We start from the raw sequence: 14,836 nt of genomic DNA on the forward strand, positions 1-14,836 counted from the left end.
CTTTTGCCCAAAACGCGGCGAAAAGTAAAGCGCCCGATCCCGAAGGCGCATTACACCATATCTTCGGGGCGCACGATGCGGTCGTATTCCTCCGCCGTAAGATAGCCCAGCGCCGTGCATGCTTCTTTGAGCGAAATATTTTCGGCATAGGCTTTCTTCGCCACTTGGGCGGCTTTTTCGTATCCGATATAGGGGTTCAAGGCGGTCGCGAGCATCAAACTGCGTTCGAGGTTGTCTTTCATTTTGGCTTTGTCGGCCGTCAACCCTTCCGCGCAATGCAGGCGGAAAGAGCGGACGCTGTCCGCGAGCAGCCGCGCCGACTGCAAGTAGTCGTAGATGATGACGGGCATATACACGTTGAGTTCGAAGTTGCCTTGCGAGGCGGCCACGCTCACGGCCTGGTCGTTGGCCATCACCTGCACGGCCACCATGGTCACGGCCTCGCATTGGGTGGGGTTGACCTTGCCGGGCATGATGGACGAGCCGGGCTCGTTTTGGGGTATGCGTATTTCGCCCAGCCCGCAGCGGGGGCCGGAGGCGAGCCAGCGCACGTCGTTGGCTATCTTCATCATATTGCACGCGAGGGCTTTCAACGCACCGTGCGCGTAGACCAAAGCGTCCTTGGCCGATAGGGCGTGGAATTTGTTTTCTTCGAGGCGGAAGGGTAGTCCCGTATGCGCGTTGAGCGCCTCTATGAAGGCCGCGCCGAAGCCTTGGGGTACGTTGAGCCCCGTGCCTACGGCCGTACCGCCCACGGCGAGCGCCAAGAGGGCGGCGGCGCTTTCTTTTATCTGCATAGCGGCCGTCTCCAGCATACCCCGCCAACCGCTGATTTCTTGGGCGAAGGTAAGGGGCACGGCGTCTTGTAGGTGGGTACGTCCGCACTTGATCGCGTCCGCGTTCTCTTTTTCGAGGCGGCGGAACGTGTCCGCGAGGGCGTCTATTTCGGGCAGTACCGCGAGGGTTTTGCGGTAGGCCGCTACGTGCATAGCGGATGGAAACGCGTCGTTGGAGGATTGGCTTTTGTTCACGTCGTCGTTGGGGTGCAGGGGGCGCTTGCCCGTTTTCGCGGCGGCGTAGCCCGCGATGACCTCGTTGACGTTCATATTGGTCTGCGTGCCGCTGCCCGTCTGCCACACCGCGAGGGGAAATTGCTCGTCAAGTTCGCCCGAAAGGATGGCGTCGGCCGCCTCTACGATGAGGTCGCGTTTCTCCTTTGTCAGCACGCCCGCTCGGCAGTTGGCCACGGCCGCCGCCCGCTTGATCTCGGCGAGGGCGTAGATGACTTCGATGGGCATTTTTTCGCGGCCTATCACGAAGTTCTCCAGACTTCGTTGGGTTTGCGCGCCCCACAGTTTGTCCTTCGGCACCTTGATTTCGCCCATCGTATCCTTTTCTATGCGGTATTCCATGCGTATTTCCTTCCTTGCGTTTTCGTTTGCGCCCGCCCCCGTGGGGGTCTTCGGGCGTCTGCCTTTCCATTATATATCATTTCGCGTGCGGATTGCAAAAAAAATGCAAACAAATCTTCGCAAGAGGGAATTATCGTTTGACTTTGCCTTTACGGAAGGGCTATACTGATGATATAAAGCAAAGGAGCCAACGAGATGAAAAAAGCGAGTTTCGCCTTTTACGCCTATTACTTTTATACCCCGACCCGTTAGGATTTCGGTTTCTTTGCCATCGCACAGCAAGCAGGTAGCCGAAGTCCATTCGGCTATTTTTTTTGAAAAAAACAGGAGATAGCGTATGATCATCATCGTCAAGCAGGAACATACCGAGAAAGAACTCAATCACCTCATCGATTGGGTAAAAGACCAAGGCCTTCAAGTGGACGTCTCCAAGGGCGCCAACTCCACCATTTTGGGCTTGATAGGCGACACCAGCGTCATCGACATCGACCTCGTGCGCTCGCTGGACATCGTCGAGAACGTGCGGCGCATTCAGGAGCCGTTCAAGTGCGCCAACCGCAAGTTTCACCCCGAGGACACCGTGGTGGACGTGGGCGGCGTCAAGTTCGGCGGCGACAACTTCCAGGTGATAGCGGGGCCTTGCTCGGTGGAGACCGAGGAGCAGATCGTCGAGGTGGCCCGTGCCGTCAAGGCGGCGGGCGCCACCGTTTTGCGGGGCGGTGCGTTCAAGCCGCGCACTTCGCCCTATTCTTTCCAAGGGCTTGGCGGCACGGGGTTGGAACTTTTGCTCAAAGCGAAAGAGGCCACGGGGTTGCCCATCGTCACCGAGATCATGAGCGTCAGACACATAGACTTATTCAAGGACGTGGACTTGGTGCAGATAGGCGCCCGCAATATGCAAAACTTTGAGTTACTCAAAGAGGTCGGCCGTATGGGTAAGCCCGTTCTTTTGAAGCGCGGCCTTGCCAACACCATCGAGGAGTGGCTGATGAGCGCCGAATATATTATGAGCGAGGGCACGCACGACGTCATTTTGTGCGAGCGCGGCATTCGTACGTTCGAGACCTATACGCGCAACACGTTGGATTTGTCGGCCATTCCCCTCTTGCGCGAGTTGACGCACCTTCCCGTTATCGTGGATCCGTCGCACGCGGCGGGCATCGCCCGTCTTGTGCGGCCCTTGTCCTACGCGGCGGTGGGCGTGGGCGCGGACGGCCTGATGATAGAGGTGCACAACAATCCCCAAAAGGCGTTGTGCGACGGCGCGCAGTCCATCAAACCCGACGAATTTGCGGATATCGTCCGCAACGTCAATACCATGCTCCCCATGGTGGGCAAGAAGCAGGTACTATCATGAATATCGGCATTATAGGATTGGGTCTTATGGGCGGCTCGTTTGGTCGCACCTTGGTCAAAAGAACGCCGCACACGGTGTACGGGTGGGACGTAAATCCCGCCGTTATGCAAAAGGCCGAATTGCTGCGGGCCTATCACGAGCCGTTGACCGAAAACAACGCGCGTACCTTGGATATGCTGGTCGTTTCCATCTATCCTCGCGACTTCGCCTCGGCAGTCGCCTCGTACCTGCCGTTGCTCCCAAAAGGGTGCTACGTCACCGACTTTTGCGGTACCAAGCGCACGGTCGTGGCGGCCATGCGGGGCTTCGCCGAGACCTATCCTGACCTCGTGTTCGTGGGCGGTCACCCTATGGCGGGGCGGGAGTTTTCGGGCGTCGAGCACGCCACGTACACTTTGTTTGACCGCGCCAGTATGCTCCTCGTGCCCGTCAACGCCGACATATACGCCTTGGACTCACTCAAGAAGTTCTATTTGTCCGTGGGCTTCGGCGCGGTACACGTCACCGATTGGCAATACCACGACAAAATGATCGCCTTCACTTCGCAGCTTTGCCATATCGTCAGCAATGCCTATATCAAAAACGAGGCCGCCGAATCGCACGACGGGTTTTCGGCGGGCAGTTACCGCGACCTCACGCGGGTGGCGCGGCTCAATCCCACGATGTGGAGCCAGTTGATGATGGAGAATAGAGAGGAACTGTCGGCGGAACTCGGCGAACTCATCGCCAACCTTTCCGCTTACAAAGTCGCCTTGGACGAGGGCGACCGAGATAGACTGTACGCCCTATTGGACGAGGGCAACCGCCGCAAATTGGCGATAGACGCAAGGAGCACCAAAAATGGATAGTGTCAAGGGTGGATTCGATATAGCGGTATGCACCGACAGCCGGTACGTCGTGCGCGTTCGGGAAGATATGGCGGATTTCGCCGCCACGGCGGCGCTTGCCGCGGGGCGAAACGTGGCCGTCGTTTCGGACGACGTGGTGGACGCGCTCTACGGCGACGCGGTCGCCGCGCAATTCGTCGGCAAAAGCGTTCTTCGCGTGGTCGTTCCGCACGGCGAGGCGCACAAAGCGCCCGCCGAGTACGTTTCCATTCTCAACCGTTTGGCCGAGGCGGGCTTCACCCGCGAGGACACCGTGGTCGCCTTAGGCGGCGGCGTCGTAGGCGATCTTGCCGGTTTCGCGGCGGCCACCTATATGCGCGGCGTGCGCCTTATCGCGGTGCCCACTTCGCTTCTTGCCATGGTGGACAGTTCGGTCGGCGGCAAGACGGCCATCAATATAGATTACGGCAAAAACCTCTGCGGTGCGTTCTACCAACCCGCCGAGGTGTATATCAACACGGGGTTTCTCAGCACCTTGCCCCCGCGCGAAATGCTGTGCGGGTGGGGGGAAATCATCAAATACGCCTTCATCGACCACACCATCGGCATGACCGATTTAGAAGGGGACGTTACCCCGCTACTTATAGCCAAATGCGTGCAATGCAAGGCCGACGTCGTGTCGGCGGACGAGCGCGAGGGGGGCTTGCGCAAGGTGCTCAATCTGGGGCACACCGTGGGCCACGCCATCGAGCGATTGTCCGAATTTTCCCTTTCGCACGGCGAATGCGTGGTCAAGGGCATGGCCGCCGTTTTGGCGATGTCCCGCCTCTACTACGGCCTGTCCGACGAGACCTACCGTCGCGCTTTGGCCGTTTTGTCCGTCAAGGGACACGACCTTTCCAACCCCTACGCGCCCATGGAGATCATCGCGCAACTTGTCAACGACAAAAAGAGCGGAGAGAAAGGGGTGGATATGGTATTGATAGATAATGATTTGTGCGCGCGTATCGTGCGCCTTACCTATGCGGATATAGGGAGTTTGTTGCTATGAGCGTCATCGTCCGGCCGCATTCTCTTAGGGGCACGGTCCAAGCGCCCCCGTCCAAGTCCTACGCGCACCGCTACCTCATCGCGGCCTATCTTTCGGGGCGGCCCTGCACCATTGTCGGCGCGGGCGATTCTCGGGATATACGGGCTACGTTGGGCGCGTTGGGTGCGTTGGGACTTCGTTATCGACGCGAGGGCGACGACGTCGCGGTGTTGGGCGTAGAGCACCCCAATAAGGCCACCGTCTATTGTCACGAGAGCGGCAGTACCTTGCGGTTTTTGTTGCCCGTGGCGGCGGCTTTGGGCATTCCTTCCGCGTTTACGGCGGCGGCGGGGTTGACGGCCCGTCCCGTAGAGGGGTTGGTGACCGCATTGAACGCGCACGGCGCGGCGATAGACGGGCTTCGCGTGAGCGGTCGCCTTACGGCGGGCGAGTACGTCGTAGACGGCACGGTCAGTTCACAGTATATTACGGGGCTTTTGTTCGCGTTGCCCCTGTTGGACTGGGACAGCCGCGTGGTGGTGTCGGGCGGCATGGTCAGCAAGGCATACGTGGACGTCACGTTGGACGTGTTGAGCGTAGCCGGCGTTTCGGTGGAAAAGACTGCGTACGGGTTCTCCGTTCGCGGCCGTCAGACCTACCGTTTGCCCGATGCGGTCAACGTGGAAGGCGATTGGTCCGCGGCCGCTTTTATGCTGGCGGCGGGCGCGTTGGGCGGTCCCGTCACCGTCGCCAATCTCGATCCGCGCAGTTTACAGGGGGACGCGGCCATCCTGTCCGTGTTGGACAGGTTGGGTGCGCACGTTCGCGTGTCCGATCGCGCCGTCACCGTTTCGCGCGGGGCGTTACGCGCTTTCTCTGTGGACGTGGACGAGATTCCCGATCTTGCGCAGATCATTGCCGTCCTCGCGGCGTATGCCGAGGGGGACAGCATTCTGTCGGGCGTGGAGAGACTGCGCCTCAAAGAGAGCGACCGCTTGGCGGCCATTACGGATATGTTTGCGGCCTCGGGCGTTCGATGCAGGCTTGTCGGGCGCACGCTCGTTGTCACGGGCGGCACGCCCGCAGGCGGCGCGTTCGAGGGCGGGGGCGACCATCGCACGGTGATGAGCGCGTGCATTCTGGCGGCGTATGCCGCGGGGGATAGCCGCGTATCCACGCCGTCTGCGGTAGGCAAATCCTACCCCGATTTTTTCAAAGACTTTTCCATTTTGGGAGGGCAAACGGATGGCGATATTCAAGGGTAAACGACTGACGGTAGAACTGTACGGCGAATCGCACGGGGATTGCGTGGGCGCCAAGGTGTCGGGTTTTCCCGCCTTTACCTACGACGAACGCGCGCTCGCGCGGTTTATGGCGCGGCGCAAGGCGTCGGCTTCGGTGTTTTCCACCGCCCGCGTCGAGGCGGACGAACCTATTTTCGAGGGGGTCACGGGCACGCGCATAGAGGGCGACTTTTCCCTCGTCATTCCCAACTGCAATACGCGGTCGCAGGACTACGCCGATTTGTACGGCAAACCCCGTCCCGCGCACGCGGACTACGCTTGGTACGTCAAGGACGGCGTTTTGGACTTTGCGGGAGGCGGTCGATTCTCCGCACGCCTTACCGCGCCCTTTGCCGCGGTGGGCGGGCTTTGCAAGCAGGTTTTATCTGCCCAAGGCGTAGGCGTTTACGCCTACGTCGCGTCCATTGGTCAGGCCGTCGGCACTTCCTATCGCGACGCGTCATTCGACGTGCGCCAAGCCGCAGAGGCCGCTTCCTTCGCCTTCCCCGCCATTTCGGGGGCAGAGGATATGCTCGCCGAGATCGCCGAGGCCAAGGCCGAGTCGGACAGCGTGGGCGGCAAGATAGAGTGCGTGGTCACGGGCTTTCCCGCGGGCGTGGGCGACCACCTTTTCGAGGGGCTGGAGGGCAAGATCGCCTCGTTGGTCTACGCCGTTCCCGCCGTCAAAGGGGTGTCGTTCGGCAGCGGTTTCGACCTCTGCCGTATGCGCGGCAGCGCCGCCAACGATCCCTTGTACTACGACGCGGAGGGCAACGTCCGCTTCGCCACCAATCATCAGGGCGGCGTCAACGGCGGCGTCTCCAACGGCAACTATATTTCGTTGTCCGTCGCCGTCAAACCCACGCCTTCCATCGCCCGCGAACAGCGCACTGTGGATTTGGTCACGGGGCAAAACACGACCATTCGGGTCTCTGGGCGTCACGACGCGTGCGTCGTACCGCGCGCCGTGCCCGTCGTCGAGGCCGCCGTCGCCATCGCTTTATTGGACGAATTGTCGTCAATACCCCCGCACGTATAGGGGTATTCGCTACCAAAACGGCAAAATCCGTGTCGATAGGACACGCGTCGGGCGCCGAAAGCGCCGCAAAAGGAGAACTATATGGATATCACTAACGTCAGACAGCAAATAGATGACATAGACGATCAAATCGTGTCGCTCTATCTCGAGCGACTTGCTTTGGTGGGCGAAGTCGCCCGCTGTAAGGCCGCCACGGGTGCGCCCATAGGAGACGCCGTCCGCGAAAAGGCCATCGTCTACCGCCTTACCAAGGACATTCCCGAGGACGAATTCAAGTTGTACGTCAAGGACTTGTACGACAGCGTCTTCACGTCATCCCGCGCCTATCAAGGGGCGTTATTACGTCGCACCTCGCCCACGGCCGAGTTGCTCCGTTCCATCGTGGCGGCGGGGCAACCCGCTTTCCCCGTATCCGCGTCGGTCGCCTGTCAGGGCGTGTTGGGCGCCAACAGTTACACGGCGGCCGCCAAACTCTTCCCCATAGCGGACGTCACATTTTTCCGCTCGTTCGAGGGCGTGTTCGGCGCGGTGGCCAAGGGTTTGTGTCAATACGGCGTGTTGCCCATCGAAAACAGCACCGCCGGTTCGGTAGGCGAGGTCTACGACCTTATGAAGAAGTACGATTTCCATATCGTCAGAGCCATTCGCGTCAAAATAGACCATTGTCTTGCCGCCGTCAAAGGCGCCAGCGTGCGCTCCGTCAAGACGGTCACGTCTCACCCGCAGGCACTCTCGCAATGCGCCGCCTATCTCAAAAAGCAGGGCTATCTCACCGTCGCCGCCGAGAATACGGCTTCCGCCGCCAAGGCGCTCGCCGCCTCCCAAGACGTCACCGCCGCCGTGCTGTGCTCGGCCGAATGCGCCGCCATCTACGGCTTGGAAGTTTTGGAGTCCTCGGTGCAGGACAGCCCCGCCAACTACACGCGTTTCATCTGCATCGGCAAGGAATTGGAGATTTTCGCAGGCAGCAACAAAATCAGCGTGATGACCAGCCTTCCTCACGAGCCGGGCAGTCTTCACCGCACGTTGGGGCGCTTCGCCTCGCTGGGACTCAATCTCACCAAATTGGCGTCCCGTCCCTTGCCCGATATGCCCTTTGAGTTCATGTTCTACTTCGACTTCGACGGCAACGTGTTCGATCCCAATATCGTCGCGCTCATCGCCGAGTTGGAAAACAGTTCGGGCAACTTCACGTTCTTGGGCAGCTACCAAGAAATCGTATAGGCTATGAAATATTGTTTGATTGGCAAAACCCTATCCCACAGTTATTCCGCTATCCTGCATCGTGCGCGGGGGCTTGACTACGCGTTGGAAGAGGTGTCCGAGGCCGACCTCGCCTCGTTCGTCAAGACCGCCCCCTACGACGGTTTCAACGTCACCATTCCCTACAAGCAGGCCGTCATTCCCTACCTCGACGAGCTTTCCCCCTTGGCCGCTCGATTGGGCGCCGTCAATACGGTGGTGCGCGTAGACGGCCGCACGGTGGGGTACAATACGGACTACGCGGGTTTTTTGGGTGCGTTATCCTACTACGGCTATCCCCCGTACGGCGTTCACGCCGCCGTGTTGGGGACGGGCGGAGCAGGGCAGATGGCCGCGATGGCCTTGCGCGACAGCGGCGCAATCGTCACCGTCGTCAGCCGCCACGGCGAGGTCGATTATATCAACTGCTACGACCGCCTTATGCCCCACCTTATCGTCAACTGCACCCCCGTCGGCACCTATCCCGACGACGCGCCCGCCCCTTTGGACGTGTCGCGCTTCCCCACGCTCGAGTTGGTCTACGACCTCGTGTACAATCCCTACCGCACGCGCCTCGTTTCGGAGGCAAGGCGAGCGGGCGCGCAAGCGCACGGCGGGTTGGCCATGTTGGTCATGCAGGCCTTGGAGTCCGAGCGGATATGGACGGGCGCTTCCTACACGCCGACGGACGCAAAAACCTGCCTACGTACCCTACGAAACGATACCGTCAACCTCGTTTTGATGGGTATGCCATCGTCGGGCAAAACCACCTTGGGGCGTGCCGTGGCCGAGGCGTTGGGCAAGCCGTTCGTGGACGTGGACGACCTCATCACCGCCAAAACGGGGCGCACGCCCAAAGAGATCATCACCTCGGACGGCGAGCCTGCTTTCCGCTCGATAGAGGCCCAAGCCGTGCGCGAAGTATGCGCCCTCAGGGGCGCGGTCGTCGCCCTCGGCGGCGGTAGCGTGCTTTTGTCCGCAAACCGCGATCTTATCCATCGCACCTCGTTCGTCGTCTACGTCAACCGTGACCTTGCGTCCCTTTCGGACGAGGACAGACCGACCTTACGGCAAGCGGGCGCCGCCGCACTCTACGCCGAGCGCGCGCCCATCTATCGCGCCCTTGCCGACGCGACGATTTTGAACGACGGCGCGGTTTCGTCCGCCGTCAACGCCATTCTTACCGCCTATGAAACTATTAGTGATTAACGGACCCAATCTCAATATGGTGGGCATACGCGAGCCCGACCTCTACGGCAAGCGCGATTATCGCGCGTTGTGCGACTATATCCGCGCGAGCGCCAAGGACTTGGGCGTCAAAGTTACCCTCTTCCAGTCCAATTCGGAGGGCGCCATCGTCACGGCCATTCAGCGCGCCTTGGGGCGCTACCAAGGCGTCGTCATCAACGCGGGCGCCTACACGCATACTTCGGTGGCCATTTTGGATGCCTTGAAAGCCGTCGCGTTGCCCACGGTCGAAGTGCATCTCACCGATATTGCCGTGCGCGAGGACTTCCGCCGCTTCTCCTACGTTTCCCTCTATGCCGAAAAGGTCGTCAAAGGCAAAGGCTTCGAGGGCTACCGCGAGGCCCTATCCTATTTGGCAAACAAAAAATAGGCGCAAAAGATTACGAGAAATCCATTCTTTCGAACGGGATAAATCTTGCGTTCGCAAGGAGAAATCCAAGGCTCTGCCTTGGGTGAAATCCGACCGTGTCGGGATTTGGATTTTATTGATTCATATGTACGGATATTGTATAATCAAAACGAGGTGAAAATATGGCGGTACAACTGACGTTGGATTTAGCAATGGATTTTTCCGTGAAAGTGCTGAAAGTGACAGAAATCATAAAAGGGCATCTTTCGCTTGTCAGTCAAATAGAACGCAGCGCGACGTCTATCGGCGCGAACATAAGCGAAGCGCAATACGCGCAAAGCAAGGCGGATTTTATATCGAAACTGTATATTGCGTTAAAAGAGTGCAACGAAACGGACTATTGGCTGAAATTGTTTCAACGAGCAAATCTTATATCTACCTTGCAAAGCGAAGATTTGATTCACGACTGTGGTGTGATTCGGCGCAAACTGATACATTCTATTAACACAGCCAAAAGCAACAACGAGTAATCATTTTTATTCTGCGAACCGTTTGGGTATCTCCGCCGACAGGCGTCTATCTCTACCACATCCCGAGCGAACGCTCGGATTTCTCCCGCGTGGTAGCGCGGATTTCGCCCGTGCCGTGGACGGATTTCTCCCGAGCGAATGCTCGGATTTCTCTACGAAAAAGGCGAGGCAGGGACTGACAAATCCCTTACTCGCCTTTTTTCGTACTTCCCACCACGACGCCCAGCGCCTTGGCGTTCAACGCCAGGTCGAAGCGCGATTCGTACCCCGTTTTGTTGACCATGCTCGTGATATGCGTGCGGACGGTATTGATAGAGATACCCAACCGCTCCGCGATTTCCTGATTGCTGTATCCGCCCGTCAACTCGCGCAACACGTCGAGTTCGCGCTCGGTCAGCGCCGACTTCATGGTATCGCCGAAGGGTAGGTCGGGCGCTTTGGTGGGGTACACGGATTCGCCCGCGAGGGTGCGTTTGATGATATCGTCAAGTTTATCCTCGCTGTACTCCTTGTACCAAAAACTCTCCACGCCCGCCTCTTTGGCTACGTCCATCCAACTGCTTTCGGCCGTGCCCGTCACCAAAATAATTTTGATATAGGGTTTCGCTTCTTTTATTCGTTTCGCCGCCGCCAAGCCGTCCACGCCCACGCGCATCACCACGTCCATTATGACGAGGTCGACATCCGTCGCTTCCACGTACTCCAACGCCTCGTCGCACGTTTCGCACGCCAACTCCAATTTGTAATGCGGATTGACGTCGATGACGGTTGCAAACATCTTGCGCGAGTATCGCAAATCGTCCACGATGATCATTCTATACTGTTTGGTCATAATACTCCTTGTTCGCCGTTTTCGGGGCGGCTATCACGCGTAGCGTGCATATTGTCAAAACTCCGTGGCAACTTCACTTTGCCGCAGGCAAAACTTCACCGCGCAAAGCACTTTTGGCTTTGCGCTCGCCCTCGTCACTTTCGATGAGGCGGCACTTTCTTACTATAGCGCACCGTCCCCCAAAAAATCAATAGTTTGCGTATTATTTTCGTAAAATCATTCTTATGGCTACTATGGGGCTGCTTTCCACCGTCATCGTGCCCCCCGCTTCTTCCACCGTTCTTTTGAGGCTCAACAGTCCGCCCGACGGCACGATTTCTCCCTTCGGCGGCTTGCCGTCGTTGGTGATCGTCGCCGCCACTTCTTCGTCCGTCTCGTCGATTTTCACCTCGATAGACCTTGCGTCCGCGTGTTTCACGGCGTTGGTCGCGCACTCCTTGATGGCCTGTGCCAACACCCGCCGTATCTCGATTTGGTGGGGTACGTCCCCCGTCAATTTGATGCCAATGCCGATAGATTCCACCCATTGTACGGTTTCTCTGTACTCATCGGGCACGTCTTCCGCCCCGACGTTTGACGACAGCAACAGTTCGTTGCTACGGCGTATGGCCGTCAATAGCGCCTCGTCGTTTTGGTCCACGTGTTCGAAGTAATATTTACCGAGCAAGAGGATATGGCCTATCTCGTCGTGCACGGTCACACGCGCGTTCAGCAACTCTTTGCTTCTCGCCAATTCTTCCGTCTGGTGGCGCACTTCCAGTTGGCGCAGGCGCACTTCTTCCAATTTGTCGTGTTTGTCTTGCAGTTCTTTGGTGATGCGGTATTGTTCGGTCACGTCGTAGGCCGTGATCTGCGTATATTCCCGTTGGTCCAATAGCACGTTGGACTTGGCGAACGACAGCGCCACGCCCTCGCCGTGCACCAGCACGCTGTCCCCGTGCGCCTCGCCTTTTTCGCACACGTTCGCCCACAATTCCTTCGCCGACGCCGCGGCTTTGCCGAACACTTGCACGCAAAACTCGTTCATGCGCATGTTGACGAGATAGGTCGTCTTGTCCGTACCCACGCACACCGCCACGGGCAGCGCGTCGATGGCCGATTTGACCGATTCCGACCACAAATGGGACTTGGCGTAGCGCACGCTTTCCGCCACCGCCACCCCAATAAGGGCGGTATCTATCGCCAATAGAGCCGCTACCGCGCCCCACGGGCACGTCCGTATCCAGTCCACCACGGGCACGGTGCCGCCGACGCTCGCGTGCAACAAGCACCCAAAGAGATACGCGTCCCATACGAAATGCAGAGCGGACAGCGCGACGACGTACGCTTTACGCCGTTGACGGACGGCCATCGTCAGCACGAACAACGCAGCCACGACCGTCAGTAGGGACGCAATGCGCACCACCGCGCCCCACGGAGTATAGATCAATACGCCGATCGTCGTCATACGGCCACCTCCCCCGTGCCGTCCACGAGGAAATAACAGCCCCCGTCTTCCGTCTTCGAGAGGACGGGCAGGGCGGTTTCGGGCAAGGACGGGCGCTTCTTCGCGTTGGCGGATATGCGCAGTTTGCCCCCCTCGAAGGCCACGACGATACGCGTCGCCACGGGCATCAAAGCCTCTATCACGTCCTCGAAGGTTTGGTAGAGCGCAAAGGCCGTTTCGGCCTCCAACGCGCCCTCCGTCAGCACGTTGACGCCCGCGTGGATGTTACGATATTTGAGGTAACGTAGGGGCTCATCCATAGCCAAATCCATATCGGCGTAGGTTATTTTGCCCCCGTCCGCCATCGTCAATAGCATATTCGAGCCGCGCTTGACGAAGGCCTGCCGCACCAGCACTTCGGCGACGATCGGGCGGAAGGCGGGCGTCGGCCTCGGTCAGCAGTTCGTTTATCTTGCGCTGCCTCGTCGCCATCACCTCGCGCACGTTGCGATAGATCTCGTTGCGCTGTCGCACCCGCGCGGCCTCCACCTGCAATTCGTTTTCCCGCTTGATGAGGGCGTTCTCTTCCTCGATGGTGGCGTTGGCGGCCGCCAATCGGTCGTTCAAGGCGTGTATATCGCGGCGATCTTCGGTGTAGAAGACGTATCCCGCCTCGCCCAATCGGTGCGCCCACAGCACGGTATCGCGGTCGAGTGGTTTTTCTCCTTCCGTCGCTTGCGCGAGGTCCTCTCGTCGGGCCTCTATCGCGGTTTCCGTGCGCCACCTCGGCACGAGGTCGTTGTCCGTAATGACGGCCGCGAGCCGCATTTTTGCGAAAACGCCCGCGTAATTCTCGTTGTACGGTATGAGCCGCAGGCGAATACTGCATTCAAACACCGCCAGCATACCGAACACGGACAATTCGGGCATGCTGTACGCATTGTGAAAGCTGCCGTTCCCCGACGTATAATTGTCAAAGGTCAACACGAGCGCGTAGGCCAATATGACGCCCACGGGGATGAGCGCTTTCAGCCAATGCTGGGTTTTCTTGGTCACGCTCACCAAGAGTCCCACGCCCAGCACCGCCTCGGATACGAATATCGTCCATATCACGTAATAGAACGGCCCGTAGCCGTAGGTGTCCGGCTGCCCCGTGATGGGCACGGTGACGAACGGCTCGAATACGAGGTAGTGCCACTCGTTGGTGCATACCAAAAGGAAGAAAACCGCGGGCACCACGAGGAGCCATCGTTCGTCCACGTGAACGTCCGTCGCCCCCCGCCATTCGGTCGAATAGATACACGCCATCAAAAAGAGTGCGGGTATGAAAAGGTAGGGTACGTAGTATAGGTACCAGGTCCATTGATAGACGTAGGCGTCGCTTGGTTGTACGAAGCGGTAGCGCACCGTGCGCAATACCAAAAAGAACACCATCAGCCACGCCGCCGCCGCTATATACAGCCGCGCTCTCGTGGGCAGTAGCCGCGTGCGCACCGACCAATACCACGCCAGCACCAGCCCGATATAGCCGAACGTGATTACGCAAAACAAGAGCGCCGCGAGGTCGTGCAACTCCCACTCGAAGTAGTGCAATAGTCCCAGTAGGGCGAACGTCGCCCCGAAGACCAGCGTGTACATTATCGATCTTTTCCGTTTCATTCTACTTGCCTTGTCTCTCCGTGGTTGGCCCTGTCAACAATATCGCAAATCCCCGCACCGTTGCGCCCGAAGGATCCCCTAAGTAGAGTCACCCTTCCTCCGTCATGTTGAGCCACAATGGCAACTGCCATTGTGTGTCGAAACATCCCCTAAGCAGAGGTACTAAACGTCTTCCTCGTTACTTCACCTCTATCCCTACCGCAACTTGCGCTTAGCGCAAACTTCACTCGAGGCGGTGCCTTGAACTTCACTTGCATAGCAAACTTCACTTTCGCATAGCGAATACTTCACCGCGCCTTGCGCAGGGAGTTCTCCCTCTATTCTACACCCGCCGTGTCCAAAAATCAATCACTTTTCCCCTCGACTTGTCATTCCGCCCCGCCTCGCTCCTCGTTTTCCCCTCGCCGACAGACTCTATCCTTACCGCAACGCACCGAGAGGTGCTATTCACGGAGGCATTGGCCTTCAATTCACGCGGGCACAGCCCGCAATTCACGGCGCATAGCCGCCAATTCACCGCGCGGCACAGGCATCTATCCCTACCGCAACTTGCGCTTTGCGCAAACTTCACTCAAGGCGGGGCCTTGAACTTCACTTGCATA

14 protein-coding genes are annotated in these 14,836 nt (G+C 58.6%); 9 read left to right on the forward strand and 5 right to left on the reverse strand.

The window, feature by feature from the left end; all coding sequences use genetic code 11:
• Positions 1-50: 50 nt before the first annotated feature.
• A complete protein-coding gene (gene fumC / locus II896_02265) occupies positions 51-1,412 on the reverse strand; it encodes a class II fumarate hydratase (GenBank protein MBQ4443469.1) in 1,362 nt (453 codons plus the stop codon).
• Positions 1,413-1,749: 337 nt separating this feature from the next.
• Between fumC and aroF the strand changes: the two genes are divergently transcribed.
• The 9 genes from aroF to II896_02310 all read left to right on the forward strand — a co-directional run bounded on the left by aroF (position 1,750) and on the right by II896_02310 (position 10,317).
• Positions 1,750-2,769, forward strand: a complete 1,020-nt coding sequence (aroF, locus tag II896_02270; GenBank protein MBQ4443470.1) for a 3-deoxy-7-phosphoheptulonate synthase — start codon at positions 1,750-1,752, stop codon at positions 2,767-2,769.
• The gene (locus tag II896_02275; GenBank protein ID MBQ4443471.1) at positions 2,766-3,617 is read left to right on the forward strand and encodes a prephenate dehydrogenase; all 852 of its coding nucleotides are present in this window, start codon (positions 2,766-2,768) and stop codon (positions 3,615-3,617) included. The genes aroF and II896_02275 overlap by 4 nt, the downstream gene beginning before the upstream one ends.
• The gene (aroB, locus tag II896_02280; protein MBQ4443472.1) at positions 3,610-4,647 is read left to right on the forward strand and encodes a 3-dehydroquinate synthase; all 1,038 of its coding nucleotides are present in this window, start codon (positions 3,610-3,612) and stop codon (positions 4,645-4,647) included. The genes II896_02275 and aroB overlap by 8 nt, the downstream gene beginning before the upstream one ends.
• On the forward strand, positions 4,644-5,891 hold the full coding sequence (gene aroA, locus II896_02285; GenBank protein MBQ4443473.1) for a 3-phosphoshikimate 1-carboxyvinyltransferase: 1,248 nt from the start codon (positions 4,644-4,646) through the stop codon (positions 5,889-5,891). Before aroB ends, aroA begins: the two co-directional genes overlap by 4 nt.
• Positions 5,872-6,948, forward strand: coding sequence for a chorismate synthase (gene aroC / locus II896_02290; protein ID MBQ4443474.1), 1,077 nt, complete (start codon positions 5,872-5,874; stop codon positions 6,946-6,948). The genes aroA and aroC overlap by 20 nt, the downstream gene beginning before the upstream one ends.
• 81 nt (positions 6,949-7,029) lie before the next feature.
• Complete coding sequence (locus II896_02295) at positions 7,030-8,172, forward strand: chorismate mutase (protein ID MBQ4443475.1); 1,143 nt, start codon at positions 7,030-7,032, stop codon at positions 8,170-8,172.
• Between the two features lie 3 nt (positions 8,173-8,175).
• Positions 8,176-9,399: a hypothetical protein gene (locus tag II896_02300; protein ID MBQ4443476.1), complete on the forward strand. Its 1,224-nt coding sequence runs from the start codon at positions 8,176-8,178 to the stop codon at positions 9,397-9,399.
• Positions 9,380-9,808 carry a 3-dehydroquinate dehydratase gene (locus II896_02305; protein ID MBQ4443477.1) on the forward strand — a complete coding sequence of 143 codons (429 nt, stop codon included), beginning with the start codon at positions 9,380-9,382 and terminating at the stop codon, positions 9,806-9,808. Before II896_02300 ends, II896_02305 begins: the two co-directional genes overlap by 20 nt.
• A 161-nt stretch (positions 9,809-9,969) precedes the next feature.
• A complete protein-coding gene (locus tag II896_02310) occupies positions 9,970-10,317 on the forward strand; it encodes a four helix bundle protein (GenBank protein ID MBQ4443478.1) in 348 nt (115 codons plus the stop codon).
• 187 nt (positions 10,318-10,504) lie between these two features.
• On the opposite strand, the gene II896_02315 is transcribed toward II896_02310, so the two are convergent.
• The 4 genes from II896_02315 to II896_02330 all read right to left on the reverse strand — a co-directional run bounded on the left by II896_02315 (position 10,505) and on the right by II896_02330 (position 14,234).
• A complete protein-coding gene (locus tag II896_02315; protein MBQ4443479.1) occupies positions 10,505-11,149 on the reverse strand; it encodes a response regulator transcription factor in 645 nt (214 codons plus the stop codon).
• 202 nt (positions 11,150-11,351) lie between these two features.
• Entirely contained in the window at positions 11,352-12,596 is a 1,245-nt protein-coding gene (locus II896_02320; GenBank protein ID MBQ4443480.1) for a hypothetical protein, read from the reverse strand.
• Positions 12,593-12,907, reverse strand: a complete 315-nt coding sequence (locus tag II896_02325; protein ID MBQ4443481.1) for a hypothetical protein — start codon at positions 12,905-12,907, stop codon at positions 12,593-12,595. The genes II896_02320 and II896_02325 overlap by 4 nt, the downstream gene beginning before the upstream one ends.
• Complete coding sequence (locus II896_02330; protein ID MBQ4443482.1) at positions 12,888-14,234, reverse strand: hypothetical protein; 1,347 nt, start codon at positions 14,232-14,234, stop codon at positions 12,888-12,890. The genes II896_02325 and II896_02330 overlap by 20 nt, the downstream gene beginning before the upstream one ends.
• Positions 14,235-14,836 lie beyond the last annotated feature (602 nt).

This window comes from Clostridia bacterium (assembly GCA_017394805.1).
GTDB lineage: Bacteria > Bacillota > Clostridia > Christensenellales > CAG-1252 > RUG14300.